General features: G+C 56.1%; 21 protein-coding genes. 12 read left to right on the plus strand and 9 right to left on the minus strand.

What is annotated here, in order from left to right; translation table 11 throughout:
* Position 1: 1 nt before the first annotated feature.
* Together JYG33_RS15510 and JYG33_RS15515 are read left to right on the plus strand one after the other, a co-directional pair.
* Entirely contained in the window at positions 2 to 1,231 is a 1,230-nt protein-coding gene (locus tag JYG33_RS15510) for a muropeptide transporter (RefSeq protein ID WP_207873077.1), read from the plus strand.
* 8 nt (positions 1,232 to 1,239) lie between these two features.
* Positions 1,240 to 1,857 carry a trimeric intracellular cation channel family protein gene (locus JYG33_RS15515; protein WP_207873078.1) on the plus strand — a complete coding sequence of 206 codons (618 nt, stop codon included), beginning with the start codon at positions 1,240 to 1,242 and terminating at the stop codon, positions 1,855 to 1,857.
* 23 nt (positions 1,858 to 1,880) lie between these two features.
* Here JYG33_RS15515 and JYG33_RS15520 read toward each other — a convergent pair whose 3' ends face one another.
* The 4 genes from JYG33_RS15520 to JYG33_RS15535 all read right to left on the minus strand — a co-directional run bounded on the left by JYG33_RS15520 (position 1,881) and on the right by JYG33_RS15535 (position 4,075).
* Positions 1,881 to 2,615, minus strand: coding sequence for an LrgB family protein (locus tag JYG33_RS15520; protein WP_207873079.1), 735 nt, complete (start codon positions 2,613 to 2,615; stop codon positions 1,881 to 1,883).
* Positions 2,615 to 2,965, minus strand: coding sequence for a CidA/LrgA family protein (locus JYG33_RS15525; protein WP_207873080.1), 351 nt, complete (start codon positions 2,963 to 2,965; stop codon positions 2,615 to 2,617). The genes JYG33_RS15520 and JYG33_RS15525 overlap by 1 nt, the downstream gene beginning before the upstream one ends.
* Positions 2,966 to 3,110: 145 nt before the next feature.
* Positions 3,111 to 3,605: a RidA family protein gene (locus JYG33_RS15530; RefSeq protein ID WP_207873081.1), complete on the minus strand. Its 495-nt coding sequence runs from the start codon at positions 3,603 to 3,605 to the stop codon at positions 3,111 to 3,113.
* A 92-nt stretch (positions 3,606 to 3,697) separates the two neighbouring features.
* Positions 3,698 to 4,075 (minus strand): Rid family hydrolase, encoded by a 378-nt coding sequence (locus tag JYG33_RS15535; RefSeq protein ID WP_094195448.1) that lies wholly within the window; start codon positions 4,073 to 4,075, stop codon positions 3,698 to 3,700.
* Between the two features lie 117 nt (positions 4,076 to 4,192).
* On the opposite strand from JYG33_RS15535, the gene JYG33_RS15540 reads away from it, so the two are divergent.
* The 7 genes from JYG33_RS15540 (at position 4,193) to JYG33_RS18715 (ending at position 16,080) form a co-directional block, all read left to right on the plus strand.
* Positions 4,193 to 5,074, plus strand: a complete 882-nt coding sequence (locus JYG33_RS15540; protein WP_207873082.1) for a phosphorylase — start codon at positions 4,193 to 4,195, stop codon at positions 5,072 to 5,074.
* A 331-nt stretch (positions 5,075 to 5,405) separates the two neighbouring features.
* A complete protein-coding gene (locus tag JYG33_RS15545; RefSeq protein WP_207873083.1) occupies positions 5,406 to 6,185 on the plus strand; it encodes a DNA-binding response regulator in 780 nt (259 codons plus the stop codon).
* Between the two features lie 276 nt (positions 6,186 to 6,461).
* Positions 6,462 to 12,158 carry a YadA-like family protein gene (locus JYG33_RS15550; protein ID WP_207873084.1) on the plus strand — a complete coding sequence of 1,899 codons (5,697 nt, stop codon included), beginning with the start codon at positions 6,462 to 6,464 and terminating at the stop codon, positions 12,156 to 12,158.
* A 116-nt stretch (positions 12,159 to 12,274) separates the two neighbouring features.
* Positions 12,275 to 12,853 carry a hypothetical protein gene (locus JYG33_RS15555; protein WP_207873085.1) on the plus strand — a complete coding sequence of 193 codons (579 nt, stop codon included), beginning with the start codon at positions 12,275 to 12,277 and terminating at the stop codon, positions 12,851 to 12,853.
* Positions 12,854 to 12,896: 43 nt separating this feature from the next.
* On the plus strand, positions 12,897 to 13,694 hold the full coding sequence (locus JYG33_RS15560) for a winged helix-turn-helix domain-containing protein (protein WP_207873086.1): 798 nt from the start codon (positions 12,897 to 12,899) through the stop codon (positions 13,692 to 13,694).
* Between the two features lie 526 nt (positions 13,695 to 14,220).
* Positions 14,221 to 15,924 carry a sodium:solute symporter family protein gene (locus tag JYG33_RS15565; RefSeq protein ID WP_207873087.1) on the plus strand — a complete coding sequence of 568 codons (1,704 nt, stop codon included), beginning with the start codon at positions 14,221 to 14,223 and terminating at the stop codon, positions 15,922 to 15,924.
* Positions 15,925 to 15,957: 33 nt separating this feature from the next.
* Complete coding sequence (locus JYG33_RS18715) at positions 15,958 to 16,080, plus strand: putative transporter small subunit (RefSeq protein WP_221080497.1); 123 nt, start codon at positions 15,958 to 15,960, stop codon at positions 16,078 to 16,080.
* Between the two features lie 103 nt (positions 16,081 to 16,183).
* On the opposite strand, the gene JYG33_RS15570 is transcribed toward JYG33_RS18715, so the two are convergent.
* From JYG33_RS15570 to JYG33_RS15580, 3 genes are all read right to left on the minus strand, one after another.
* Complete coding sequence (locus JYG33_RS15570) at positions 16,184 to 16,843, minus strand: LysE family transporter (RefSeq protein WP_347708882.1); 660 nt, start codon at positions 16,841 to 16,843, stop codon at positions 16,184 to 16,186.
* 1 nt (position 16,844) lies between these two features.
* A complete protein-coding gene (locus tag JYG33_RS15575; protein WP_243430198.1) occupies positions 16,845 to 17,615 on the minus strand; it encodes a 2OG-Fe(II) oxygenase in 771 nt (256 codons plus the stop codon).
* Between the two features lie 90 nt (positions 17,616 to 17,705).
* Positions 17,706 to 18,341, minus strand: coding sequence for a threonine--tRNA ligase (locus JYG33_RS15580; RefSeq protein ID WP_207873088.1), 636 nt, complete (start codon positions 18,339 to 18,341; stop codon positions 17,706 to 17,708).
* An 86-nt stretch (positions 18,342 to 18,427) separates the two neighbouring features.
* Between JYG33_RS15580 and JYG33_RS15585 the strand changes: the two genes are divergently transcribed.
* Positions 18,428 to 19,369 carry a LysR family transcriptional regulator gene (locus JYG33_RS15585; RefSeq protein WP_207873089.1) on the plus strand — a complete coding sequence of 314 codons (942 nt, stop codon included), beginning with the start codon at positions 18,428 to 18,430 and terminating at the stop codon, positions 19,367 to 19,369.
* Here JYG33_RS15585 and JYG33_RS15590 read toward each other — a convergent pair.
* Both JYG33_RS15590 and JYG33_RS15595 read right to left on the minus strand, forming a co-directional pair.
* Complete coding sequence (locus tag JYG33_RS15590) at positions 19,366 to 19,890, minus strand: carboxymuconolactone decarboxylase family protein (protein WP_207873090.1); 525 nt, start codon at positions 19,888 to 19,890, stop codon at positions 19,366 to 19,368. The genes JYG33_RS15585 and JYG33_RS15590 overlap by 4 nt on opposite strands.
* 122 nt (positions 19,891 to 20,012) lie before the next feature.
* On the minus strand, positions 20,013 to 21,338 hold the full coding sequence (locus JYG33_RS15595) for an aspartate aminotransferase family protein (RefSeq protein ID WP_207873091.1): 1,326 nt from the start codon (positions 21,336 to 21,338) through the stop codon (positions 20,013 to 20,015).
* A gap of 181 nt (positions 21,339 to 21,519) precedes the next feature.
* On the opposite strand from JYG33_RS15595, the gene JYG33_RS15600 reads away from it, so the two are divergent.
* Both JYG33_RS15600 and JYG33_RS15605 read left to right on the plus strand, forming a co-directional pair.
* Positions 21,520 to 22,380: a MurR/RpiR family transcriptional regulator gene (locus JYG33_RS15600; RefSeq protein WP_207873092.1), complete on the plus strand. Its 861-nt coding sequence runs from the start codon at positions 21,520 to 21,522 to the stop codon at positions 22,378 to 22,380.
* A gap of 5 nt (positions 22,381 to 22,385) precedes the next feature.
* On the plus strand, positions 22,386 to 23,423 hold the full coding sequence (locus JYG33_RS15605) for a C45 family peptidase (RefSeq protein ID WP_207873093.1): 1,038 nt from the start codon (positions 22,386 to 22,388) through the stop codon (positions 23,421 to 23,423).
* The last annotated feature ends 86 nt before the right edge of the window (positions 23,424 to 23,509 follow it).

Genomic DNA, 23,509 nt, shown 5'->3' on the forward strand with positions numbered 1-23,509 from the left:
CGTGTCCCGTGTCTATACCAGTCCCCGAGTCTTGCCTTTGCTGATTCTGGGGTTCGCCAGTGGCCTGCCTCTGGCCCTGGTTTCAGGCACGTTGCAGGCTTGGGCAACGGTTGAAAATATATCGTTGACCGAGATCGGGTTTCTAACCCTGGTCGGCTCGGCCTACACACTCAAGTTTCTCTGGGCTCCCTTGATTGACCGCTACGCGCCGCCTTTCATGGGACGCAGGCGCGGCTGGATACTAGTTACCCAATTATTGTTGGCGGCGTCTATTGCGGCCATGGGTCTGTTTTCCCCTTCCGTAAATCTGACGGCGCTGGCCTTGCTGGCGGTGTGGGTGGCCTTCTTGTCGGCCACGCAGGACATTGCCTTCGATGCGTATTGCACGGATGTGCTGCAGGCGCACGAGCGGGCCGCGGGGGCCGCGGTCAAGGTGATGGGCTATCGCATTGCCATGATTGTGTCCGGTGGGCTGGCCCTGATCCTGGCAGACCGCTGGCTGGGTTGGTCCAATACCTATTTCCTGATGGGCGGGTTCATGGCGCTGTGTGCGCTGGTAACCTTGATTTCCCCCGACCCGCAGGAGCAAAGCCGCCCGCCGCGCAGTTTGTCTGAAGCTGTGGTCGCGCCTTTGGCGGATTTTTTCTCCCGTCCCGGTGCCTGGAGCATCCTGGCGCTGATCGTGCTCTACAAGTTGGGCGATGCCTTTGCCGGGGCTTTGTCCACCACCTTCCTGATTCGGGCCGCTGGTTTCACCTTGTCTGAAGTTGGCACGATCAATAAGGTGTTTGGTTTGGCGGCTACGGTGATCGGCGCTTTGATGGGCGGGGCAATCATGGCCCGCCTGGGGCTTTACCGGGCCTTGATGATTTTCGGTATTTTGCAGGCTGTCTCCAACCTGGGCTATTGGCTGATCGCGATTGAGCCCGCGCCCTCCATGTGGCTGATGGGTTTTGTGGTCGGTCTGGAAAACCTGTGTGGTGGCCTGGGTACAGCGGCGTTTGTCGCGCTGTTGATGGCTTTGTGTAATCGGACCTATTCGGCCACTCAATTTGCACTGTTGTCGGCCTTGTCGGCCGTGGGGCGCACCTATTTGGCAGGGCCCTTGACGCCAGTGCTGGTGGAGTCTTTGGGCTGGCCGGGTTTCTTTATTTGTACCGTCTTTATCGCTGTGCCTGGCTTGCTGATGCTGCGTTGCTATCGAAGTCTTATTCAACAGCTTGATGCTTAAAAAATATCATGCTCTTACTTATTCTCTACATTATTGCCATTACTGCCGAGGCCATGACCGCCGCTTTAGCCGCCGGTCGCCGTGATATGGACTGGGTGGGGGTGTGCACCATTGCCTGTGTCACCGCCCTGGGTGGCGGCTCCGTGCGGGACGTGCTTTTAGGGCATTACCCGCTGACCTGGGTTCAACATCCAGAATATCTGTGGATTACCGCCGGAGCGGCGATTCTGACGGCGTTGATCGCGCCCATCATGCGGCGTCTGCACAGTCTGTTCCTGTTGCTGGATGCGATGGGTTTGGTGGTCTTTACCGTTATTGGCTGTCAGATCGCTCTGGAAATGAAGTTGCCAATTACCGTGGTTTTGCTGAGCGGCATGATTACCGGCTGTGCAGGCGGTGTCTTGCGTGACATCTTGTGTAATGACATCCCCTTGCTATTGCGCAAGGAGATGTACGCCAGCGTGTCCATGTTGACCGGCGCTCTGTATCTTGGTGCCCAGCATCTGGATTGGCACCCTTATGTGACCCTGCTGGGCCCCATGATTATTGGTTTGAGCTTCCGTATGCTGGCTCTGCACCGCAATTGGCAGATGCCCCGCTTCGTCTACCGTGACGAGTGGCGCTAGAGCCAGCTTTCCTGCTTCCAGCCTCAGGCTACGCCCAACCAGCGCAACACAATGGGCACGAAGGGCACCAGGACGGCTGTCATGATGCCGTTCAGGCTCAGACCAATCGCAGAGAACGCGCCAATGGTTTCATGAACCTGCAAGGCGCGGGCGGTGCCAATAGCATGTGCTGTCACGCCCACTGCAAAGCCCCGGGCCTCGGGGCGATCAATACGCAGCAGATTCAATAGCGGGCGCGCCATGATGGTGCCTGCAATCCCGGTAATAGCAACGGCCACGGCAGCCAGAGAAGGCTGTCCACCGAACTGTTCGGCCAAGGCCATGGCAATAGGCATGGTGGCTGAACGCGGGGCGACGGACATGATGGTTTCTGCCGAACCACCCAAGGCCCAGGCAATCAATACCGTGCTGAAAATAGCGGTGACCGAGCCAATCAGCAAGGCAATGGTCAGAGGTTTCCAGATCTTGCGCAGTTGACGTAACTGGCTATAGAGCGGCACGGCCAGGGCCACTGTTGCCGGGCCAATCAGAAAGTGGATGAATTTTGCACCCTCAAAATAGACGGGGTAGGGCGTGCGTGTCAGCAGGAGCAAAGCCACAATGGCAATGACCGAAACCAGAATAGGCAGCAAAAAGGGACTGCTGCCGGATTTTCGGTAAAGCCACACTGAGCCTGCATAGATCGAGCAGGTCAGGGTCAGCCACAGCAGGGGCGAGCTGGACAGAAAGACCCAGATTTGAAAAAGTCCGTCCGTCATTATTCTTCTTCCTGGCGGTTTTTAAGCAGACGATTCAGTACCACAGCCGTGACCACCATGGTGATGACGGTGCCGCCCAGAGTGGCGATCAAAAAGGGCTGCCATTCATCGGCGACCCGATCAAAATACAACATCACTCCGGCAACTGCCGGTATGAACAGCAACATCAGGTTCTGTAACATGACGCTGGCGGTGCTCTCCAGGGAGGCAGGTACGCCACCACGAATAAACAGGGCAGCGGCCAGCAGCAACATGCCAGCCAAGGGGCCTGGCAGTGGCAGAGACAGCGTCTGCACCAGGATTTCGCCTAGTAACTGAAAGGCGAACAGGGCGGTAATCGCGTAGATCATGAGATTTTCCGTAAAGGCACGAAAACGCCAGGCGGTAAGCCTGGCGCGGGTAAAGGGTCTGGCCAAGGGTGCTAGTGTGCCATACAAGACAGCCGGACTGTAAGCGGGCTGCTTATATCGAATTAGCTATAGTAAGTGGCCTGCATCAGTGTTTGGCGGGACTGGTTTTAGCGCCCATCCAGGCCTGGAATTCGATTTCAACATCCACACCACCAGCCAATTTGGCCTGCACCAGAGAACGGGTCGGGAAGTTGCTGCCCAGGCGTTCTTTATAGGTTTTGTTGAATTGGTCGTACAAGGCAATATCGGACAGATAGACCGTGGCTTTGACGACATGGCTGAGGTCGGCACCGGCCAGTTTCAGCGTCTCTTCAATCCGGTCCAGCGTGGCATTGGTCTGGTCTTCAATACTGCCGCGCACAATCTCGCCCTTTTCGTTCAGCGGGATTTGCCCGGACAGGAACAGAAAGTCCCCGGCCTGCACGGCGCGGGAAAAGGGCATGTCTGAATCGCCCAGATAGCGTTTGATCGCAGTCGGTTCTGCGGTCTTGCCGGGGTCTGCCGCATAGGCACTACTGATGCCCAGGCCTAATACAGAACAAGCCAGCAAGATGGGACGGGCCGAAGCAAGTAAACGCATCAGAACTCTCCTTGGATGAGGTGAATTCAGTGTGCCATAGCTATGGCAGGGTCGCGTTAATTTGTGTGACGGCCCGTCGGCCTCAAGGCTGCTTAGGCGCGATCGCCCAGCCAGGCCTGCACTTCGATTTCGACGTCAACGCTTTTGGCCAGTTTGGCTTCAACCAGCGAGCGGGTAGGCAGGGTGTCGCCAAAACGCTCGGCGTAGACTTTGTTGAAGTCGGCAAACAGCGCCATATCGGACAACCAGACTGTGGCTTTGACCACATCAGCCAGGGTAGCGTCAGCCAGAGCCAGGCCTTCGATCAGGCGGTCAAACACGGCGTGGGTCTGGTCCTGGATGGAACCGCGCACCACTTCACCTTGGGCGTCGTAAGGAATCTGGCCGGACAGGAACAGAAAGCCGCCAGCCATAGTTGCACGCGAGAAAGGCAGTGGCAGTGGGCTGGCAATACGGCGGATACCGGACATGGAGTACTCCTGATAGGGATGGTGGAAAATTCGGACTAGGCAGCAATGCGCGTTTATTCGCGTCTCTTGCCTACAATAAGGCGTCACTATACAACTTCAAATGAGGAGCGAGACGACGTGAGCAAGGAAATTTTGCAACGCCTGGACCAACTGAGCCAGGCTGCGCTGGCCAGCGGTGATTTGTTGCCCGTGCAAGCTCAGGAAGAGCTAATGCAGGATCAGGGGCTGACATTTTTCGTGCGTTGGGTGTCCACTCTGGCGGCAAAAGATGCGGCCAGCGTCTCGATTCCAGGCGGGCCGCGTGATCCCAACTTCAACCCCTTTCTGCCACCGGCCCCGGCGCTGACAGTGGACGATGCCAGTGGCACACACAATATTGTGCTGAACAAGTTTGCGGTCTGTGATCTGCATCTGGTGCTGGCCGATAAGGTCTTCTCCGAACAGCTCAGTCCTTTGCGCGATATTGATTTCCGAATTCTGGCGGACTTTCTGACCGTGCAGGGCGGCCTGGGCTTCTATAACGGTGGTGGCCCGGCCGGAGCCAGCCAACGCCACAAACATACCCAATGGATTCCCCAGGCAGACAGCAATGGTTCGCTGGCCTTGTATCTGGACCAGCTCCCGGCTCAGGCCGCTGCGGGCAGCGCACATAAACACCCAGCGCTGGCGTTTGAACATTGCTTTGTGCGTTTGCAAGAGACGAAAGACCCAGAAGCACTAAGTGTCAGTCTTTTGAATTCTTACCGCACGGCCTGCAATGAATTGGGCCTGGTGCCTGGAGAAGATGGTTTGCTGCCACCGCACAATATGTTGGTGGGTCAGGGCTGGTTGTTATTGGTGCCTCGCAGCATGGAATTGGTCGACGGTATTTCAGTTAATGCACTGTCGTATGCAGGCTGCATTTATGTCCGTACCCCCGAGCAAATCGACTTGGTACGCCACATTGGTCCTTTAGGTGTTCTTGCTCGGGCGGGCTATGCCAATACGCCTAATCCTTGAGTTCTGACCCGGCTCAACACAGTCAACCCCGCTGCGGCGGGGTTTTTATTTGTGTGTTTGAGTATTATTTGGATGCTTCATTTACTAATTAGAAACAAAAGACAAATAAATGAATGTAATGAAGCCTGGTTTTCGCTTCATTGCAATTTGGGGCGGCGTTTAATGGGTTTTAAAAGAAATGATCTGAAATAATGTAACTTTTGTTGTGGAAATAAATAGAAATATGGGGTGTCAGAAAAATAGAGCCTTAATGTATAAGCAATTTTAATTATTAGAATTACCGTCAGCTTGGAACAACACAAACTTGTCTGTCTCCAAAGGTGGATTGCTTATGTGTGTCTCGTCTGAAGCTCATATTCTGGTTATTGCGCCAGAACCGGCTGGAGTAGCGGATTTACTGGTTTTATTACGTACTAGTTTTGCTCGTATTAGCTTTGCTTTGGATGCCCAGCAGGGCCTGGCACGATGCCAGTCCTTACAACCTGATTTTGTCTTGAGTGAATACAACCTGCCTCGTTTGCGGGGCGATACGTTCATGCGCATGTTGCGTGCCAATCCACAAACCGCCGCTATCCCGGTGGTGTTCTTGTCGGCCGTTCCGTGTGCCGATAGTCAGTTGATGGCCCTGCGAAGTGGAGCTCGCGATTTCATTGCGTCCCAAACCAATGTGCAATTAGTAATGGAACGCATTCGCCTGCATCTGGGTTTGAGGGAGATTGAGAAAAATGCTGAAAATATAAGCAAAAACAACGCTATGACTGGTTTTTTGGCACCGCCACCGCAGCACCATCTGGTTGATGCGGTGCAGCAGCACGTAAAAGACAATCTGTCGGATTGCTTGACGGCCGAAAGCTTGGCGGAGATGTTTGGTACCACTGGACGCCGCCTGAACGAGCTCTTTAAAGGGAGCTGCGGCTTGACCGTGCACGATTTTGTGCGCTCCAGTCGCATGCGTTATGCCATGCAGTTGCTGCGGCAGACTGATATGGCCGTCACTCATGTGGCGGTCGAATCCGGGTACGTGAATCCGGCCAATTTTGCGACGGCATTTCGTCAGTACAGCGGCTTGTCGCCGTCGGTTTATCGGCAGCGTAACGGTACTAGTATTTAAAACAAAATTGAAATAAATAATCTATTAATTATGTTGTTTTGCAGTGATTCAAATGGCTTATGTAGAAATTCAAAAGTAATTATTAAAAAACGGTAAGAAAATAAAACCATCCGAATAGGGATGAGGGTTCGGTAAGACTTTCCTGAACAACAAATTCAAATTATCGCCGTGACGGGGCGAGGGGATTTGTTGCGCCTGAAATCTCTGTTACGTCAGCGTGAGACGGAGGTGTTTTAGGAAGGCTTATGGCTAATTTCTTTTGTAAGCGAAGAGATCATGAACAGAATCTATAAGTCGGTTTGGAATGAGCAGACTGCAACATTTGTGGCGGTTGCGGAAAACACCAAAGCTCGCGGTAAGCGCAGCTCCGGCGGCGCTAGCGCCAGCCAGGCTGTGCTGGAGTGGGTGCAGGGATTGCGTCTGCGTACTGTCGCACTGGCCTTACTAGCTGCGGGTGTATTGACACAACCTGCCATGGCGCAGATTACTGATGGCTGGGAGTTGACCGTGGACGGTGCGACTCCTTTTCATGTCATCCCGGGTGGCGCTTTTTCCTTAAGCTCTGGCAGCAATATCGCTCTGACACAAACGGATGGGGCAGTATCTGTTGCTCTGAATCCTGATCTCAACGTGGACTCCGTGACGGCCTCGGGCCTGGTCAAGGGAGCCAGTGGCGAATTTACTGGTCAACTGACGGCAGGGAGTGTGTCCGCCGGGGCAGGTACGTTTACGGGTACCTTGACGGCGCCCAGCGCCATCATTGATGGAAATATGGCGGCTAAATCGGCCACTGTGGTCGGTTCTGTCACTTCAGGTGGCGTCAACACGGTTAGCCTGGTGGCTACTGGCAATAGCAGCCTGCGTGCTGTCAACGTGAATAACAACAAGATCACGGGGCTGGCGGATGCCGCTGTGAATGCCACCAGCACTGAGGCCGTCTCGGGCAAAGTCTTGTATGGCGTCTTGAACTCGGGCGATGGCGTCAAATATTTCCACACCAAGTCCACCAAGGCGGATTCGATCGCCAGCGGAACAGATTCCACGGCGATTGGGCCACAAGCGGCGGCGGCAGGCGAAGCGGCACTTGCGGCTGGTTTGGAGTCGGTCGCCGCGGGTAAGGAAGCAATTGCTCTGGGAGCGCGTGCTGGCAAAGACAATACCGTGGAGAACGGCATTGCGATTGGTAGCGACGCCGGCACCGCCAGCAAAGGCAGCGATTTGATTGCCATGGGCAACAGTGCGGGCCAGCGTCTGGAGGGCAAGAATAATCTGGCTATCGGTAATGGGGCGGGCAGTGCAGTGGACCCCTTGGAGGTCGATGACACGATTGCTATCGGCAACCAGGCGATTGTCAAGGCTTCCGGTGCGATTGCCTTGGGAACCAGCGCAGATGTGGGCCTGCTGGCCGAAAACTCGGTCGCTATTGGTCAAGGCACGACGATTTGGCAAGACGCGAAATCATCCACGGTGGTGGGCTCCGGAGCAACCTCCATGTCCGCCTCGGGGACCGCATTGGGTGCGGGCGCTCATAGCTCGGGCGGCAGTTCGACGGCTGTCGGTAGTGGTGCGTCGGCCACGGGGAGCCTTGCTTTTGCCGGTGGAGCGGGTGCCCAGGCACATGGCATCAAATCGGTCGCCATTGGTACGGGAGCCCTGAGCAATACGGAGTCCGGAGTGTCGATTGGTGAAGGGGCCGGTGTGAACGCGGGGACCCCGGTTATTGGCAATCGCTTTGGTCAGGTCGCTGTTGGTGGCGAAGCGGGCCGGGGTGTGCTGGGTGGCTATAACGTCGCGCTGGGCTACAAGTCGGGTGGCGATATTACGGGCGACGATACGGTGTCTATTGGTCGTGAGGCAGGCAGCCGTGTTGTGGGAGACCGCACAGTCAGTATCGGTTACGGAGCGAATAATCTGCCCGGTGAAACGGGTTCTGGTACGCCGGTCGCCCCTCCTGTCCACGCCTCCAATGCGGTGGCGGTGGGTGACCGTTCTCGTTCAGGTGCCACAGGTTCCATTGCCATGGGTTCAATGGCGACCGTGGTGGACTATGACATTGGCGGTATTGCGATCGGCAACAAAGCCTTGGTCTACGCAGGTACATCGACCAAGGCTGCTGCTGGCGGAATTGCCTTGGGTGACCAGGCTCGCGTTACGCATGCAAATAGTGTGGCGATTGGTGCCAATGCGCATTCGGTCGAAACGACAGGCCTGGGTTATGGCACGCCCACCGGGGCGTATTTGGCTTCATCCAGTGTGTCGTTTGGTACTGTCGATGCCCAGCGCCGCTTGAGCAATGTGGCAGCGGGTCGACTGGATACGGATGCGGTGAACGTCAGTCAGTTGAAAGTGCTGCATTCCAATCTGGAATCCATTGTGGGTGGCAACCTGAAGTGGGATAGCGACGGGGTGATTACGGGCCCGTCCTTTGTCATCAAAGATGAAAATGGCGCGGACCATACCTATACCTCGATTGGTTCTGCCTTTGAGGCCATGCGTACCGGGGTAGCCGGGATGATCGGCGGACTGTCCGCCGTCACCTATTCCAATGCGGATCGCACCTTGATTGATCTGGACAGCAGCACCGGTGCCCCGGTTCGTATTACCAACCTGGCAGCAGGGGTGGATGTGGATGATGCGGTCACCAAAGGTCAGTTGGATGGCCTGGAGTCCACACTGATCGCCAACCGCCAACGCTACGTCAGCGTGAACTCGACCGAGAACCCGAATGTCAACAATAACGGCGCAACCGGGAATGATGCGATTGCTATCGGTGCGGTCGCGCGGGCTTCTGGGGTGGGCGGAACGGCAATTGGCCTGAACTCCTCCGCCGGTGGTTTGCAAAAGGCGGACTACGCCACTTCGCTGGGTTCCAATACTGATGCGTCGGGCTTGGGGGCGACGGTGGTGGGTAGTGGTTCCTCGGCCGAGTCGGAAAGCTCCATGGCTCTGGGTCATGAGGCTCGTGTGGCCGATACCGCCAACTTCTCCACAGCCATCGGCTACAAGGCAGAGGTCATGGGAGATGGTCAGAACCAGACCCGTGGCGCGATTGCTTTCGGTGAACGTGCTCGTGTCACCCAAGAAGGTGGTATTGCCTTCGGACGTAATGCTTACGACCAAGCGATAAATGGCGTATCGATTGGCACTAACTCCAGTGTGGCTCGGGGTGCGTCCCAGAGTGTGGCGCTAGGTAGTGGTTCTACTGTATCGGGTGCTCAGTCTGTCGCTTTGGGCTATCAGGCCTTTGTGGCAGGCAGCAACTCCCTGGCCCTGGGTGAAGGCAGCAAGACCCGAGCCAGCAACTCCGTTGGTGCCGGTTCCGGGGTTGAGGCCGATGGTTATCGCTCTATCGCCGTGGGTGACAAGGCCAAGGCAGGCTGGATCGAGGAAAAAACAGGCCCCAATGGCTTGATCGAATACATCATGCATGGTGAAGGGGCGATGAGCGTGGGCTCAGGCTCCAACGCTAAAGAGAATGGTGGTCTGGCGCTGGGCTTCAAGGCTATTTCCGAAGCGCTGGATGCCTCCGCTTTGGGCACCAACGCTCAGGCTCTGGCGGCCGGGGCACAGGTCTGGGGTAAGGATGCTCGGGGTTCTGCCGAGAAGTCGATTGCCGTCGGTCAGGGCGCCATTGCCAATGAGACGGCCGTCCAAGGCCTGGCTCTGGGGGCTGGAGCGACGGTGTCGGCTGCCGGTGCGGTGGCTTTGGGGGCAGGTTCGACCACGAATGCGGCCTATACCACCTCGACCGCTCGTTATACCGGCACGGTGAATCAGGAAGCCACGCAAGGGGTGGTGTCGGTGGGTAGCGGCGCAGACAAACGCCGTATTACCAATCTGGCTGGTGGTCAGGATCCCAATGATGCCGTCAACGTGGCGCAATTGGTCAAGCTGGATCAGGATCTGACGGCCTTGGGCACCAACTACAGTGGTAATAACTTCAGCAGCAGCAACAGCAATACAGCGATTCACAAGAATCTGGGACAACGCGTGGAGATCCTTGGTGGGGCGACCACCGCTGGTAATTACAGCGGCGCCAACCTGCGTACCCAGGTTCTGAATGGTCAGTTGCAGGTTCAGATAGCCGAGACCCCGTTCTTCAAGGGGGCTGATATGGGCAGCCAGAAGATCACCAATGTGGCTAAAGGGACGACCGGCACTGATGCGGTGAACCTGAGCCAGTTGACCGAGGCCGAGGGTGGCCTGATCACCAAGGGTATGAGTTTTGCTGCACAAACAGGCACGGCAGTACATCGGGATCTGGGCCAGACGGTAACGATCAAGGGCAGCAATGCCAACTTGGCGACGTCCACCGTGGGTAGCGATACGGTGCAGATTGCCTTGAATGACGAGCTGGATTTGACCAGTGTCACAACGGGCGACACCGAGATGACAACGGCGGGTGTGAAGGTCAAGGGCGCGACTGGGAAACCGGATGTGGTTCTGGGCAATACGGGTCTGACCATCGGACAGGTCAATCTGACCAATGCCGGTCTGACTGCTTTCAATGTGGTGATTAACGACCAGGGTATTAATGCCGGTGCACAGAAGATCACGAATGTAGCGAAAGGGGTTGACCCGACGGATGCCGTGAACGTCAGCCAGCTTGAAGGCCGTGATGAGGGGCTGACCGCCAAAGGCATGAACTTCGCGGGTAGCGCAGGCACGACGGTGCATCGCGATCTGGGGGAAACGCTGAAGATTGTGGGCAGCAATAACAATCTGAGCACCACCGGCGATGGCACCGATACTTTGAGCATTGCCTTGAATGACGACCTGGAACTCAAGAGCGTGACGGTGAAAGGCACGGGCGGCGCTCCTGATGTCGTCATGAACAATATCGGCTTTGCTATCGGGACGAACATTGCCTTGAGCAATGCCGGACTGCGCGCGGGCAACGTGGTGGTATCGGCAACCGACAATGACATCACCGGCTTGAGCAACCGTACCCTGACGGGGGCCAACTTCGGCAAGAGCGGCCGTGCCGCAACCGAGGAGCAGTTGGATCTGGTGCGAGGTGAAACCCAGAATCTGGTGGATCGTGCCGTCAAGTACGACCTGAATCCAGATCAGTCGGTTAACTACGGCAAGGTCACCATGGCCGGAACCGAGTCTACCGACGGCGGCCGCACGGGTGGCACCGGAATCACCAATGTGGCGCGTGGTGACATTTCCGCCACCAGTACCGATGCCGTCAATGGCAGCCAGATTCACGATATGGGTGAAAGCATTGCCAGTGGTATGGGCGGTGGCTCCAAGTTCGAGAACGGCAAGCTGGTTACGGAGTTGAACGTAGGCGATAAAACCTACAACAACGTGAACGATGCCTTGGGTGGCTTGAATACCAAGGTAGAGAACGTGACCGAGCTGGCCAGCGCGGGCTGGAACATCCAGACCAATGGTGATACGGCCAGCAATGTGGCCCCCAAGGCGACGGTGCAGTTCCTCAACGGGGACAATATCGAGATCTCGCGCTCCGGTACGGACGTGAAAGTCGCCCTGGCACAGGACATCAAGGTCAATAGCGTCGTGGCCCAGTCCGTAACGACCAATGAAGTGCAAATTGTGGATGGCCCAACCTTGAATAAACAGGGTATCGACATGCACGACAAAACCATCAGCAATCTGGCCGATGGGCAGGCGCCACAGGATGCGGTCAACGTGCGTCAGTTGAGCCAGGCCACGTCCAACATCACCAACCAGTTCAACAACCTGGATCGCCGTATCAACAAGGTGGAGAACCGGGCGAGTGCGGGTGTGGCGGCTGCGATGGCAACCGCAGGCTTGCCGCAAGCCTATATCCCTGGCAAGAGCATGTTCGCTGTAGCCGGTGGTGTATGGCGCGGTGAAAGTGGTTACGCCCTGGGCCTGTCCACCATTACGGACAGCGGTAGCTGGGTGTTGAAAGGTACGGTCGCGGGTTCGTCCCGTGGTGATTACGGTGGCTCGGTTGGTGTGGGCTATCAATGGTAACGAGGTGAGGGGAGAGGGTCGCGAGCGTGGGCTCGCGGCCCTTTTTTGCCGGACAGAAACCGGCTTCGCAACAAGGGTCTGGCGCTTGCGGGCACAGGCCAGGGCGGAGAGTGAATATGGTGATCAAACGTAGTCAAACTGGGCAGCTTGCACGCGTATCGGCAATAGCCATGCTGCTGCTTTTTCTGGCTGGATGCCAGACCACCGCTGCGGGAGGAAAGGCACAGGCGGCAGACTTGAGCCCGCCTGCGTTGGCCAGCAATTACGAGCGGGAAGGTGATGATGGTACGCGCAGTTTTCTGGCTTCTCAGACGCAGCGCGCGGTAGTGGCTCCCCAAGTGGATTTCTATGTTGGTTTGCCTCAGCCCGTGGCGGGTTTAGTGCAAGTGGAAGGGCCTCAGGGACCGCTGTGGTTGTATCCCCAAGTCATTGTGCAGCGCAGCGATCTGACTCGGGTTGCGACCTTGCGTACCGAGCAGGGCGGGCACCTTGTGCGCTTTCAATTGAATTCTTTGGGGGCGCGTAAGTTGGCCGAGGTCAGCTCTGGTAATGTGGGAGCCTTGCTTGTTTTGGTCATGGAAGATCAGGTGGCGCAGGTCGCCCGGATTGGGGAGCCTTTACAGCAAGGGATGATTTATCTGTCCATGCCTGACGACGCAGCAGCACAGCGTTTGTTGAGGCGGGTCCAAGGTTAAAAAAAACATAAAGTGCCTTAGTGGGCCAGCAGGGGTGAGGACTATGACGGTTGAACAGATTTTTCTGTTATATGACGACAAGGCCAGTTTGCAGCAGATCACTTTGGAGTCTGAGCAGTGGGGAGTACGGGTTCAGACAGTCGAGACGATGGAAAAGTGCTTGTCCCAAGCGCATGCCTGCGGGGCGGAGATGGTATTTGCCTTGCTGTGTCAGGCAGATAATGTGTTTTTGCACATCAATCGTTTGCGCATCGATTTTCCCGCGGCAGGCGTGATTGTTGTGCGGCGTGACAAAGTTGCCGGTCTGGAGCGTGGGCATTTTCTGCTTGCCGGTGCCGACGCCTGCTTTGATCAGGATGCCTTGCCGGTCGAGGTGGTGGCCTGCGTACAGGCCTTGCGACGGCGTGGTTATGCCTTGCGGCACAGCCTGCGCAGCCCGGACACAGCGCAAGCAAAACCGGCCTCTGCCGTTCAGAAACACGAGCTGGAGCCCGAGTCCCAGCTCTGGGATTTAATGGAAAACGGCTGGACCATGAGCACGCCCAAGGGCCACTCGGTCATGTTGACGCGTGGCGAGCGGCGTATTGTTCAGGTTCTGTTTGCCGTCAGCCCGCAAACGGTGGAACGGGATCGCCTGTTCCCGCTGGAAGAAGGGCGCGATGCAACTGCCCGTTCCGTGGACGTTTTGATCAGCCGCTTGAAACGTAAATTAAGTGCAATGGGCGAGGAGCTACCGATTCGTTCCGTGCGGGGGGAAGGCTACGCCTTTGTGGGCAAAGTGCCCCTGGCGTGTCAGGAGCTGGCACGCGTGAGCTTAAGCAATGACGAGGTCTACGACTGATCTGGAAAGGGCTGAAAAGCCCTTTCTCGATGCTGAAACAGCATGATATAGACCCTTAAATTTTAAATATGTATAATTGACCCCTCTGGTTCCTTGAATCAGCGTCTCGAACAGGCCGTTCAGGTGCGACAAAATTGCATAAAAAATGGCGGTCCGTTCTTCAACAGGTTGTTGCACAACAACCCGGCTTTTTAGTCCGAAACACCTTGCCCGACCCTTGGGTCGCGGAACAACCAGCCGACTGTCTCCCATGACATCGGCCTGCAACAGAGCGGCTTGTCTCTGGCCATGTTTATTTGCTGTAAGGCCCGCAGACTCTCCGTAATGTGAGGCACTTTGCGCTGTGTCTTGCTTTTTCTCGCTTTGGCGTTGCCAAGGGCGGGGGCGTTCGTGCGCGCGTTCGGTTTAGGTGCTTCGGTTCTGATCCTGGGATCGGTGCCGCCCAGCGCGTTACTGCGGAATTGGCACGCATGCGCAGGATGACCTCGTAGCACAGGGGCGTCGCGCAGAAGAGAAAGGGAAAGACATGCAAGAGGCGGAGTTTTTTACGCTTTCAACCACAACGGCCATATTGTTGCTGGTCGGCTTTTATGGCGCGACATTCCTGATGTCGCTCATGATTGGCCAGAAAAAAGAAAACGTGGACGGATACATGGTGTCCAACAGTGCGGTGGGGTTTGGCCTGTCAGCGGCCAGCATGATCGCCACCTGGGTATGGGCCGCGTCGTTTTATGCCAGCGCGACCTCGGGTTTCAAATACGGGCTATCTGGTCCCCTGCATTACGGACTATGGGGGGCCTTGATGATTCTGTTCATCTATCCCTTTGGGCGGCGCTTCCGCAAGCTAGCACCCCAGGCACATACTTTGGCCGAAGTGCTGCATGCCCGGCACGGTTCGTCCAGTCAGATGATCATGGCGATCTCCAATGTGGTGGGTAGCGGTATCAGCCTGATGGTGAACTTCACCGCCGCCGGTGCGCTGGTCTCGATTCTTAGCCCTCTGAGCTTTATTCAAGGTGTGCTGATTGCCGGTCTGGGTGTGCTGTCCTATACCTTATGGTCGGGCTTTCGTGCCTCGGTAATGACAGACTTTGCCCAACTGGTTGCCATGATTCTGTCGGCCGTGGTCATTATCCCGCTGATCTTCTTTAACGCGGGCGGGCCCGAGATGGTACAGGCCAACTGGTGGCGTCTGGACTCCGAGCAAGCCAACTTCTATTCGACCAAAGCGATTCTGGAGCAAGGTGCGCCTTACTTTGTGGCGGTGCTGGCTTATGCCATTGGTAATCAGACCATTGCCCAGCGCCTGTTCGCGGTGCGAGAGGACTTGATCAAACCCACTTTCCTGACCGCCACGATTGGCTATGGTGCCGTGGTGATTGGTCTGGGCATGCTGGGTCTGCTGGCCTTGTTCACTGGCCTGGAGCCGGTGGATGGGAATATGAACAACATCATCCCGCAGATGGCCTCGACCTATTTGCCACCGTTTGGTATCGCCTTGTTCTTCATCCTGGTGGTGGGCTCCTTGTCCTCCACGGCGGACTCGGATCTGGCGGCCTTGTCGGCCATCATGATGACTGACATCTACGCCAAGAACATTGCCCGTGGTCGTCCAAAACCTGCCCGCATGTTGTGGTGGGGCCGTATCACCATGGTGGTTGCCACGATGGTGGGGGTGATTTTCGCCAGCCTGCGTCTGGATATTCTGGTGATGCTGGTGTTTGTGGGCGCACTGTGGGGGGCGATTGTGTTCCCGGTGATCGTCAGCTTCTACTGGGACCGCGTAACCAACAAGGCCTTTAGCTGGTCGGTTCTGTGCGCCGTGGTGCTGTTCACGATTGTCCGCTTTGAGCTGATTCCTATTGAGGGTGTGGTTGCCGTGTTCTATGAGATCACCGCTTCGATTGGGGGTGGTGTGGTTGCCGGTTTGATGGCGTTTGCGTTCTTCCGCAGCCGTATTGCGATTGCAGTTGGAGTCATTGCCACAGCGATTCTGTTGCCCAACTTCATCGGTTTCTTGCGTGAGTACATTGTGTTGTTGGGTTCCTTGACCGCATACGGTGTCAGCGCTGTGGTGTGTGTGGCCATCAGCTTGCGTAGCCAGGAGCGTTTTGATTTCTCTTTGCTGGCCGAGCGCGTGCAGTCGTTTCACTACGACGACACGCCAGCGCCGAGCAAGCAGAAGGCTCGCGAGTCACAACAAGGCGAAGCTGCCTCGGCTCGTGCTTGAGTGCATGAGAGAAGACGTTAAAAGGAGAACACTATGCTTATGACGATTTACTTTCTGGTCTGGCCGGTAATGTCGGCCATCATCTTGATCTTGCTGGTTGGCAATCTGATCCGTGACTGGCGCAGAGCACGCAAGACAGGCGAGTCTATGATCTAAATGTAAAAGTCCCACCCTGTTTTGCAGGGTGGGACTTTTTGTGATGCTGGGGCATCGCCAAGGATCTGATCAAACAAAGTCTTGGTGCTGTGCAGGTTCAGGCTTAGAGCAGGATGCGTTGTCCGGCATGAACAAGCAAACGCAGCGAGAAGCCCAGCAGCAATACCCCCGTCACGCGTTCAAACCAGGTTCCCATACGCAAAAACCGTTGTCGTACGCCGGGGTTGGTAAAGATCAGGCTGACCACAATAAACCAGCCCGCATTGACCAGACACATCCACACGCCATAGAGCATTTGGGTTGTCAGTGGCGTGCTGGCGCTGACAACTGTGGTAAACACGGCCAGGAAGAACAACGTGGCCTTGGGATTGGTGGCATTGGTCATGAAGCCTAGTGTCAGGGACTGGCGCATACTGACGGCAGCAGGTTTGCCATTCTCGGACTCGGCCAGGCTCACTTCCATTGGCGTGTTGGCCTGTCGTAAAAACCCCCAGCCTATGTACAGCAAGTAAGCACCGCCCAGGACTTCAGCCACACTCATCAACCACGGGGTGGAGTGGAGCAGGGCACCGACGCCCATCAAGGTGTAGATCACATGCACGGAGATCCCGGCACCAATGCCAATGGCAGTGGCAATACCGGCCTGACGGCCAAGCCGCACACTTTGGCGGATGGTGACAGCGAAATCAGGTCCGGGGGCAATAACGGCCAAAAAATGAATCAAAGCCAGAGTAGCGAACTCGGGCCAATAGGTTTGCAACACATTAACTCCAAAAGGTCAGCGGCATGGCCGGGCCGCGATATCCCACAAAGCAAGACAGGCTCAAACGCAAATCGCCCTTGCCGGGGGTGACGGCATGCATTTTGCGAGAATTAAAAATAATCAGATCGCCCGGACCGGGACGTATCTGCACTTCGGGGGCACCCAGCAAATCAGGATGGATGCCGTAGCTTTCACCACGCATCTGATCAAATTCATGGGGACTTAGTTCGGTTTGCCAGATTTGCAGTTCACCTCCTTGCTCAGGCATTTTCAAATACACATTGGCGGCCAACTGCCCCTGCAGACTGATGGCTTGATAATTACCGGGTGCGTCTTTCGCCAGAATGTCGTGGTGTGCCAGGAAATGGACATCGGGCTGCACCACGCGCGATAAACCCACATACATTTTTTTTCCATACAAAGTCTCCAGCGTGGCCCCGGCGGGCCAGACCTCGTCCAGCGTGCAGCGCAGTACATCAATGGGGGACAAGTAGGGCGCGCAACGGCGGCGCAGCTCGTCAATATTGTCAAAAACGCCTTCAAAGTAAGACGCTATGCGCTCGGGCTGGTTTTCCGCTTCGTAAAAAGCCATGCCTATGCGGCCGATGCTGGGGGCGTTCACGTAACGGTCAAAGCCCTTGTCGATGATTTGCTCGCCCAGCTTTTGTGAGGTGGGCGCATCAATGAACTGGGAGAGTCGAATAGCCAGGAGTTCGCCATTGAGCAAGGACTGCATATGCTCAGTCTGTAATCGTTCGGTTTCTAAATACATGTCTCACTTCCCTTGGGGGTTTTTAAAAGAATTGTTTTTCTTTCCCGGTCATAGCTAAAAATAATAAAAAACCTTAATTTTTATTATTGATTAATCCAGCATTTCATAATGAACGCTTAATTCATCTTTTTTATTTTTGATACGGATTATTTTCAATCCATTTAATTCAGATGTATTTTCAACATGCGTGCCGCCACATGGATACTGCCCCAGGGTGCCAATCGTCACCTGGCGTCGGCCTTCCTGAAAACTGATGCCAATAGGCTGTGCCAGTTGGATCTGCTCGGCACAGCGATCAGACAAATCGTCCAGAAAAGGCGGTAGGGCATTTTTGGGATTCAGGAACACCACCCGCGACTCGCCACGCCAGTGATGGGCCTTGATGGCTTGCCAGCCGGTGCGCTCGACCAGATGACCGATCATGTGGCCAGCGGTATGCAGACGGGCATGCTGCAAGCGGTGCGCCCGGTCTACGTGCAGTTCAACCGGGCCCAGGGGCAGGCGCACATGCAGGTAGTGCAATACGTGGCCGTCTCGGTTCTGAGCGACATGCAGGACTTCGTGACCATTCAAGGTGCCTTTGTCGCAGGGTTGGCCACCGCCTTGGGGATGAAATAAGGTTTTATCCAGCCTGACAGCATAGCGTTCATTTTCCGAGTGATAACACTCCAGGACTTCCGCTATGCAGGTAAGGCTATTGCTAGTCAAATATAATTTATCTTGCATTTTATTACCTGTAGGTTGGTTTTAAGGCATTGTAGGCATAGTAGGCAGTCCCGATAATTGCAATTCAATGAAATAATTTATTCCCTATGAGCACAAGTAATCTGACTTCCCTGATGAGCGATATGGTGGTCTTTGTCAAAGTGGTGGAGACTGGCAGTTTTTCCGAGGCCTCTCGTCAGCTTGGCTATACCCCCTCGGCAGTGAGCCGTTCCATTGCGCGTTTGGAGAAAGGGCTGGGGACACGGGTGCTGCAACGCACGACCCGTAAACTGCGCTTGAGCGACAGCGGGCAGGCGATTTACGAGCATGCCCGCGATATGTTGTCCTGCGCACAGGCGGCCATGGAGATTTCGGGGCAGTTTCAGACCGAGCCGGAAGGGCAGATTCGGCTGAGTGTCCCCAAGGCCGTGGGACATTTTTTAATCCATCCCCATATGCCGGATTTTCTGGCGGCGCATCCTAATGTGAATGTCCTGATGAACCTGGATGACCGCTATGCGGATCTGATCGATGATCAGTTGGATCTGGCGATTCGTATTACTGATCAGCCGCCACCGGGCCTGATGGGGCGGCATCTGACGGATATCCGTCACGGTCTGTATGCCAGCCCGGCCTATCTGGCAGAACATAGCTTGCCCACGCATCCGCAACAGTTGCGTGAACATAGCTGCATCTATTTGGGTGAAGCGCCCAGCGATTCACGCTGGCGATTCAATAAAGGCGGGCGGGTGCTGAATGTGTCGGTTAGCGGTCGTTATGCGGCTAACCATACGGGCGTGCGGCTGGATGCCGTGGAGCGGGGCTTGGGGGTGGGCAGCCTGCCTTGTTTTGTGGCCAAGGAGCCGGAGCAGGAAGGGCGTATCGTGCGCGTGTTAGCTGATTGGGAGTTCCGCACTCAGTACTGTGGCGCGCTGTGGGCCCTGTATCCGCCTACCCGCCATCTGCCTCCCAAGCTGCGCTTGTTCGTGGAGTTTCTGGCGGGCCGTTTAGGGGGAGGCAGGATGGAGCCCGTGTCGACGGCGTTTTAGCGTGCGTCGTCCGAATGGATATGCAGGGCTTCCAGAAAGCGCGACACCATATTGTAGGTAGCGATGGTGGCGGTCAGCTCAATGGTCAGGCGTTCGTCAAAATACTGACGTATCTCCTTGAACACGGCGTCGTCCACCTGCACATTGCGCGTCATGGCATCGGTATAGGCCAGGACAGCGCATTGGAGGGGCGTGAATTGGTCCGAGGTCTGCCAGTCTGGCAGGGCATCCAGTTGAGCCTGAGTCATGCCCTCTGCCAGCGCGATAGGCGCATGCTGATCGGCTTCGTATGGGGCGCGGTTCAACAAGGCGACGCGCATGATGACCAGCTCACGCACATCACCCGGCAAGCTGCTGTTGTGACGGATACCGGTCAGGTGATTCAGCCAGCCTTTGGCAATGGGCGGGCTGTGTAGCAGCATTTGGTACAGGTGCAATACGCTGCCACGTTCCGCAATGATCTGTTCGACCAAGGGGGCGGCTTCGGGGGTAGTCAGATCGGCATAGGGCAGGCGGGCCATGGTTCTCCTTTATATAGAGTGTGGTATCTTGCGGCTGGCTTGCCGCAGGGCAGTCAACAGAGTGCTGTTTGAGGCGCGGCAGCTTGTGCACGCGGCCCCTCAGGCACTCTGCATGATGGGATTCAGCGGGGCAGAATAGTGTCGATGGTCTGAGTCAGTCGTTGCACAATGTCGTGAATATCAGATTCGGTACAAATAAAAGGTGGGGCCAGCAAAATATGGTCGCCCAGCACGCCGTCTATCGTACCGCCCATCGGGTAGAGCATCAGGCCCTGGGAAAAAGCGTGCTGCTTGATCTTGGCATGGGTTTTCAGGCCGGGGTCCAGAGGCTGTTTGCTGGCTTTGTCTTGTACCAGCTCGATACCAACAAACAGGCCACGGCCACGGATATCGCCCACATTGGGGTGGCTGTCCAAAGCCAGGTGCAATTCCCGACGTAACTGTTCGCCGCGCTGGCGTACGTTTTCCAGTAACTGATCTTGCTCAATCACCTCTTGTACGGCCAAGGCACCCGCGCAGGCAGTCGCGTGTCCCATGTAAGTATGGCCATGCTGAAAAAAGCCCGAGCCATTCAGGATGGCCTGATAGATACGGTCGCTGGCCAGCATGGCACCAATGGGCTGATAGCCCGCTCCCAGCCCTTTGGCAATCGCCATAATGTCTGGCGCCACACCGTCCTCTTCGCAGGCAAACAGATAGCCTGTGCGGCCCATGCCGGACATGACTTCGTCCAGAATCAGCAGGACACCGTGTTTATCGCAGACCTGGCGGATTTTCTTCCAGTAATCACCCACGGGGGCCAAGGCACCTGCGGTAGCGCCTACCACTGTCTCGCCCACAAAGGCGGCGACGTTTTCCGGCCCCAGCTTTTGAATCATGTCATCCAGCTCTTGGGCCAGACGGTCGGCATAGTGTTCAGCAGTTTCATCGCTACGCTGGTCACGATAGGGGTAGCAGGGCGAGACATGCTGGGCGGGAGCCAGTAAAGGCAGAAAAGGTTTGCGACGCCATTCATTGCCACCGATAGCCAAGGCACCCAGCGTATTGCCGTGGTAGCTCTGACGACGGGCGATGAAGATATGACGCTCTGGCTGGCCGATTTCCACAAAGTATTGCCGTGCCAGCTTCAGGCTGGCCTCTACCGCTTCGGAGCCGCCAGACAAAAAGTACACATGGTCCAGATCGCCTGGTGAGCGGCTAGTCAGAAAGTCAGCCAGATCTTCGGCAGCCTGGCTGCTGAAAAAAGAGGTATGGGCATAGGCAATCTGGTCCAGTTGCTGCTTGATGGCGGCGATCACCGTGGGGTGGCTATGGCCCAGGCAGGACACAGCCGCGCCACCACTGGCATCTATATAGGTGTTGCCATTGCTGTCCACAATGCGGATGCCATCGCCTTTGACGGCGTAGGGCAAGGTTTGTTTGGGGTTGCGATGAAAAACGTGTGTCATGGCGCAGATCCAGAAAGTAGGCCCAAAAGGATTTTCAACGTATGTTGAATATATGATAATACTTTCAACAAATAAATCATTTCTGCTTTGTAAGGATAGGTGGATAAAGGCCTCACTGTTGCGCCTGGACTGCATTTGCGCCCGATATATACTTGGTATCCCTTTTTAAGCGTGTTGGCCCATGAACTCCTTGAGCTCCTTGACGGTGCGTATCCAGGCGGCATTTGCCACCCTGTCACCGCAGTTTCAGCAAAGCGCGCGCTATGTGCTTGATCACGCCGATCAGGTGCCTTTGATGTCCATGCGTCAGTTAGCTGCTCAAGCCCAGGTGCAGCCTGCAACCTTGTTGCGGTTTGCGCAGTCTCTGGGTTTTGCTGGCTGGGCAGAGTTCAAAGCGGTGTTTACCCAGGCGCTGCATGGTCAGGGGGCACGGCGCTATGCCGATCAGGCCCGTGTGGTCGTGCGTAATCGACACAAAGAGGACAGGCTGGAGCAGGCCCTGACGGCGCAAATGGATAATCTGGCGCTACTGCGTGAGGCGAACGAGGCGCGCCTGCCGCAGGCGGTAGAACTGCTTTCCAAGGCCAAGCGGGTTTTTGTGGCTGGGTTCCGCGCCTCTTTTGCGCCTGCCTTCTCTTTCCATTACCAGTACCGCCTGTTCCGACCTTCGATTGTCTTGCTACGCGGCGAGTCTGGCACTCTGGATATGGATTTGCGGGCCTTGCAAAAGGGGGATGTGCTGGTCTTGTTCGGTTTTGCCCCGTATTCCCAGGAAGCCGTGCTGGCGCATCGCGCCGCTCAGCAGGCAGATGCACATATTCTGGCGATTTGCGACAGCTTGCTTGCCCCTATTGCGCAGCAGGCAGATGCCACATTATTGTTTGGAACCGACAGTCCGTCTTTTTTTCCTTCTTTGGTCGCCGCACAGGCTCTGGTGGAGGTGTTGCTGGAGCAGGTTCTGGCCAAGGCGGGCAGTCGTGCAGTCAGCGGTATTGAGTTGCTTGAAGATCAATTGCACCAATCAGGTGCCTACTGGAAATAGACGCAATGGCTAAGTTGTCCTATCTGGAGTTAAGTGGTGGTCCCAAAGAAATTGGCCATTCTTTGGGACGTTTCGGAGCCCCTGCAGTGCATGCCTATTTGCTGAGCTCAGCAGCATGGCAAGGCATCATGCAACAAAAAGGGACGGCGGTAGCCAGTCAACTGGCTCAGTACACCGAACGCTATTTCCCCCGAATATGGACCGAGCTCCAGGGCCTGGCATTAGGCCTGGAGCTCCCTTTTGAAGACGTGTTTTTGTGGAATTGCCGGGGCGACCTGTGGGCGATGGCGCCGGATGGTTGCACCACCGTGCAAATGCCCGCCCAGGGCGAACCGCGTCTGGTGCATAACGAAGATGGTGATCCCGGCTTTGCAGGTTACTGCGGGGTTGCCAAATTCATTCCTGACAGTGGCATGTCCTTCGTGTCTTTCCTGTACCCCGCTTCCTTGCCCGGTCACAGCTTTGCCGTCACGCAGGCTGGATTGGCCATGACTGTCAATAATGTGCGTGCCCGTCATGTGGCCCCTGGCGTGCCGCGCATGGTTCTGACTCGTGCCATGCTGGACCAGCCCGATCTGGATCAGGCGGTGGGTATCTTGCAGGATCACCCACGCTCGGGAGCGTTCCACTTGAGTCTGGCCCAGCGTGGTGATCCGCGCTTGCTAAGCGTGGAATTCAGTGCCGAGGCGGTGTCCGTGCAGACGATTGAGCAAAACCGTCTGCATGCCAACCATGCTCTGCATCCGTCCATGCAGGGGTTTGAGCAGCGTATTACCCGTTCGTCCGAACGGCGGCAAGAGCGTGGGGATGAGTTGCTGGCGCAAGCCGGGGCCGAGCTGGATCCTTTGAAGGTCCTGGCAGATCAGCACCATGTGCAGTTTCCGATCTGGCGTTGTGACCCGGCCGATAGTGACGCGGAAAATACCTTGGCGACCGTGGATATTCAGGTGGGCAGCCTGTCCTTGAAATGGCAGGTGTACGAAGATCCTACAGATCAGCCTGCGCTGAAGTTTTCGGATATTACTCGCATTGATCCTGCCTGAAAATAAATAGGGCCCTGCTTGGCAGGGCCCTATTCTTATAGTCGCTGTCGCTGTCGCTGTCGCTGTCGCTGTCGCTGTCGCTGTCG

Origin of the sequence: Alcaligenes sp. SORT26 (genome assembly GCF_017377875.1) — a bacterium.
GTDB lineage: Bacteria > Pseudomonadota > Gammaproteobacteria > Burkholderiales > Burkholderiaceae_B > Alcaligenes > Alcaligenes parafaecalis.

Bases quoted from the DNA above. Each gene is read 5' to 3' on its own strand.
- JYG33_RS15605 (WP_207873093.1), top strand. From the start codon at position 22,386: ATGGCTAAGTTGTCCTATCTGGAGTTAAGTGGTGGTCCCAAAGAAATT.
- JYG33_RS15560 (WP_207873086.1), top strand. From the start codon at position 12,897: ATGACGGTTGAACAGATTTTTCTGTTATATGACGACAAGGCCAGTTTG.
- JYG33_RS15600 (WP_207873092.1), top strand. From the start codon at position 21,520: ATGAACTCCTTGAGCTCCTTGACGGTGCGTATCCAGGCGGCATTTGCC.
- JYG33_RS18715 (WP_221080497.1), top strand. From the start codon at position 15,958: ATGCTTATGACGATTTACTTTCTGGTCTGGCCGGTAATGTCGGCCATC.
- JYG33_RS15545 (WP_207873083.1), top strand. From the start codon at position 5,406: ATGTGTGTCTCGTCTGAAGCTCATATTCTGGTTATTGCGCCAGAACCG.
- JYG33_RS15515 (WP_207873078.1), top strand. From the start codon at position 1,240: ATGCTCTTACTTATTCTCTACATTATTGCCATTACTGCCGAGGCCATG.
- JYG33_RS15595 (WP_207873091.1), bottom strand. From the start codon at position 21,338: ATGACACACGTTTTTCATCGCAACCCCAAACAAACCTTGCCCTACGCC.
- JYG33_RS15565 (WP_207873087.1), top strand. From the start codon at position 14,221: ATGCAAGAGGCGGAGTTTTTTACGCTTTCAACCACAACGGCCATATTG.
- JYG33_RS15535 (WP_094195448.1), bottom strand. From the start codon at position 4,075: ATGTCCGGTATCCGCCGTATTGCCAGCCCACTGCCACTGCCTTTCTCG.
- JYG33_RS15575 (WP_243430198.1), bottom strand. From the start codon at position 17,615: ATGTATTTAGAAACCGAACGATTACAGACTGAGCATATGCAGTCCTTG.
- JYG33_RS15585 (WP_207873089.1), top strand. From the start codon at position 18,428: ATGAGCACAAGTAATCTGACTTCCCTGATGAGCGATATGGTGGTCTTT.
- JYG33_RS15530 (WP_207873081.1), bottom strand. From the start codon at position 3,605: ATGCGTTTACTTGCTTCGGCCCGTCCCATCTTGCTGGCTTGTTCTGTA.
- JYG33_RS15590 (WP_207873090.1), bottom strand. From the start codon at position 19,890: ATGGCCCGCCTGCCCTATGCCGATCTGACTACCCCCGAAGCCGCCCCC.
- JYG33_RS15525 (WP_207873080.1), bottom strand. From the start codon at position 2,965: ATGATCTACGCGATTACCGCCCTGTTCGCCTTTCAGTTACTAGGCGAA.
- JYG33_RS15550 (WP_207873084.1), top strand. From the start codon at position 6,462: ATGAACAGAATCTATAAGTCGGTTTGGAATGAGCAGACTGCAACATTT.
- JYG33_RS15555 (WP_207873085.1), top strand. From the start codon at position 12,275: ATGGTGATCAAACGTAGTCAAACTGGGCAGCTTGCACGCGTATCGGCA.
- JYG33_RS15520 (WP_207873079.1), bottom strand. From the start codon at position 2,615: ATGACGGACGGACTTTTTCAAATCTGGGTCTTTCTGTCCAGCTCGCCC.
- JYG33_RS15580 (WP_207873088.1), bottom strand. From the start codon at position 18,341: ATGCAAGATAAATTATATTTGACTAGCAATAGCCTTACCTGCATAGCG.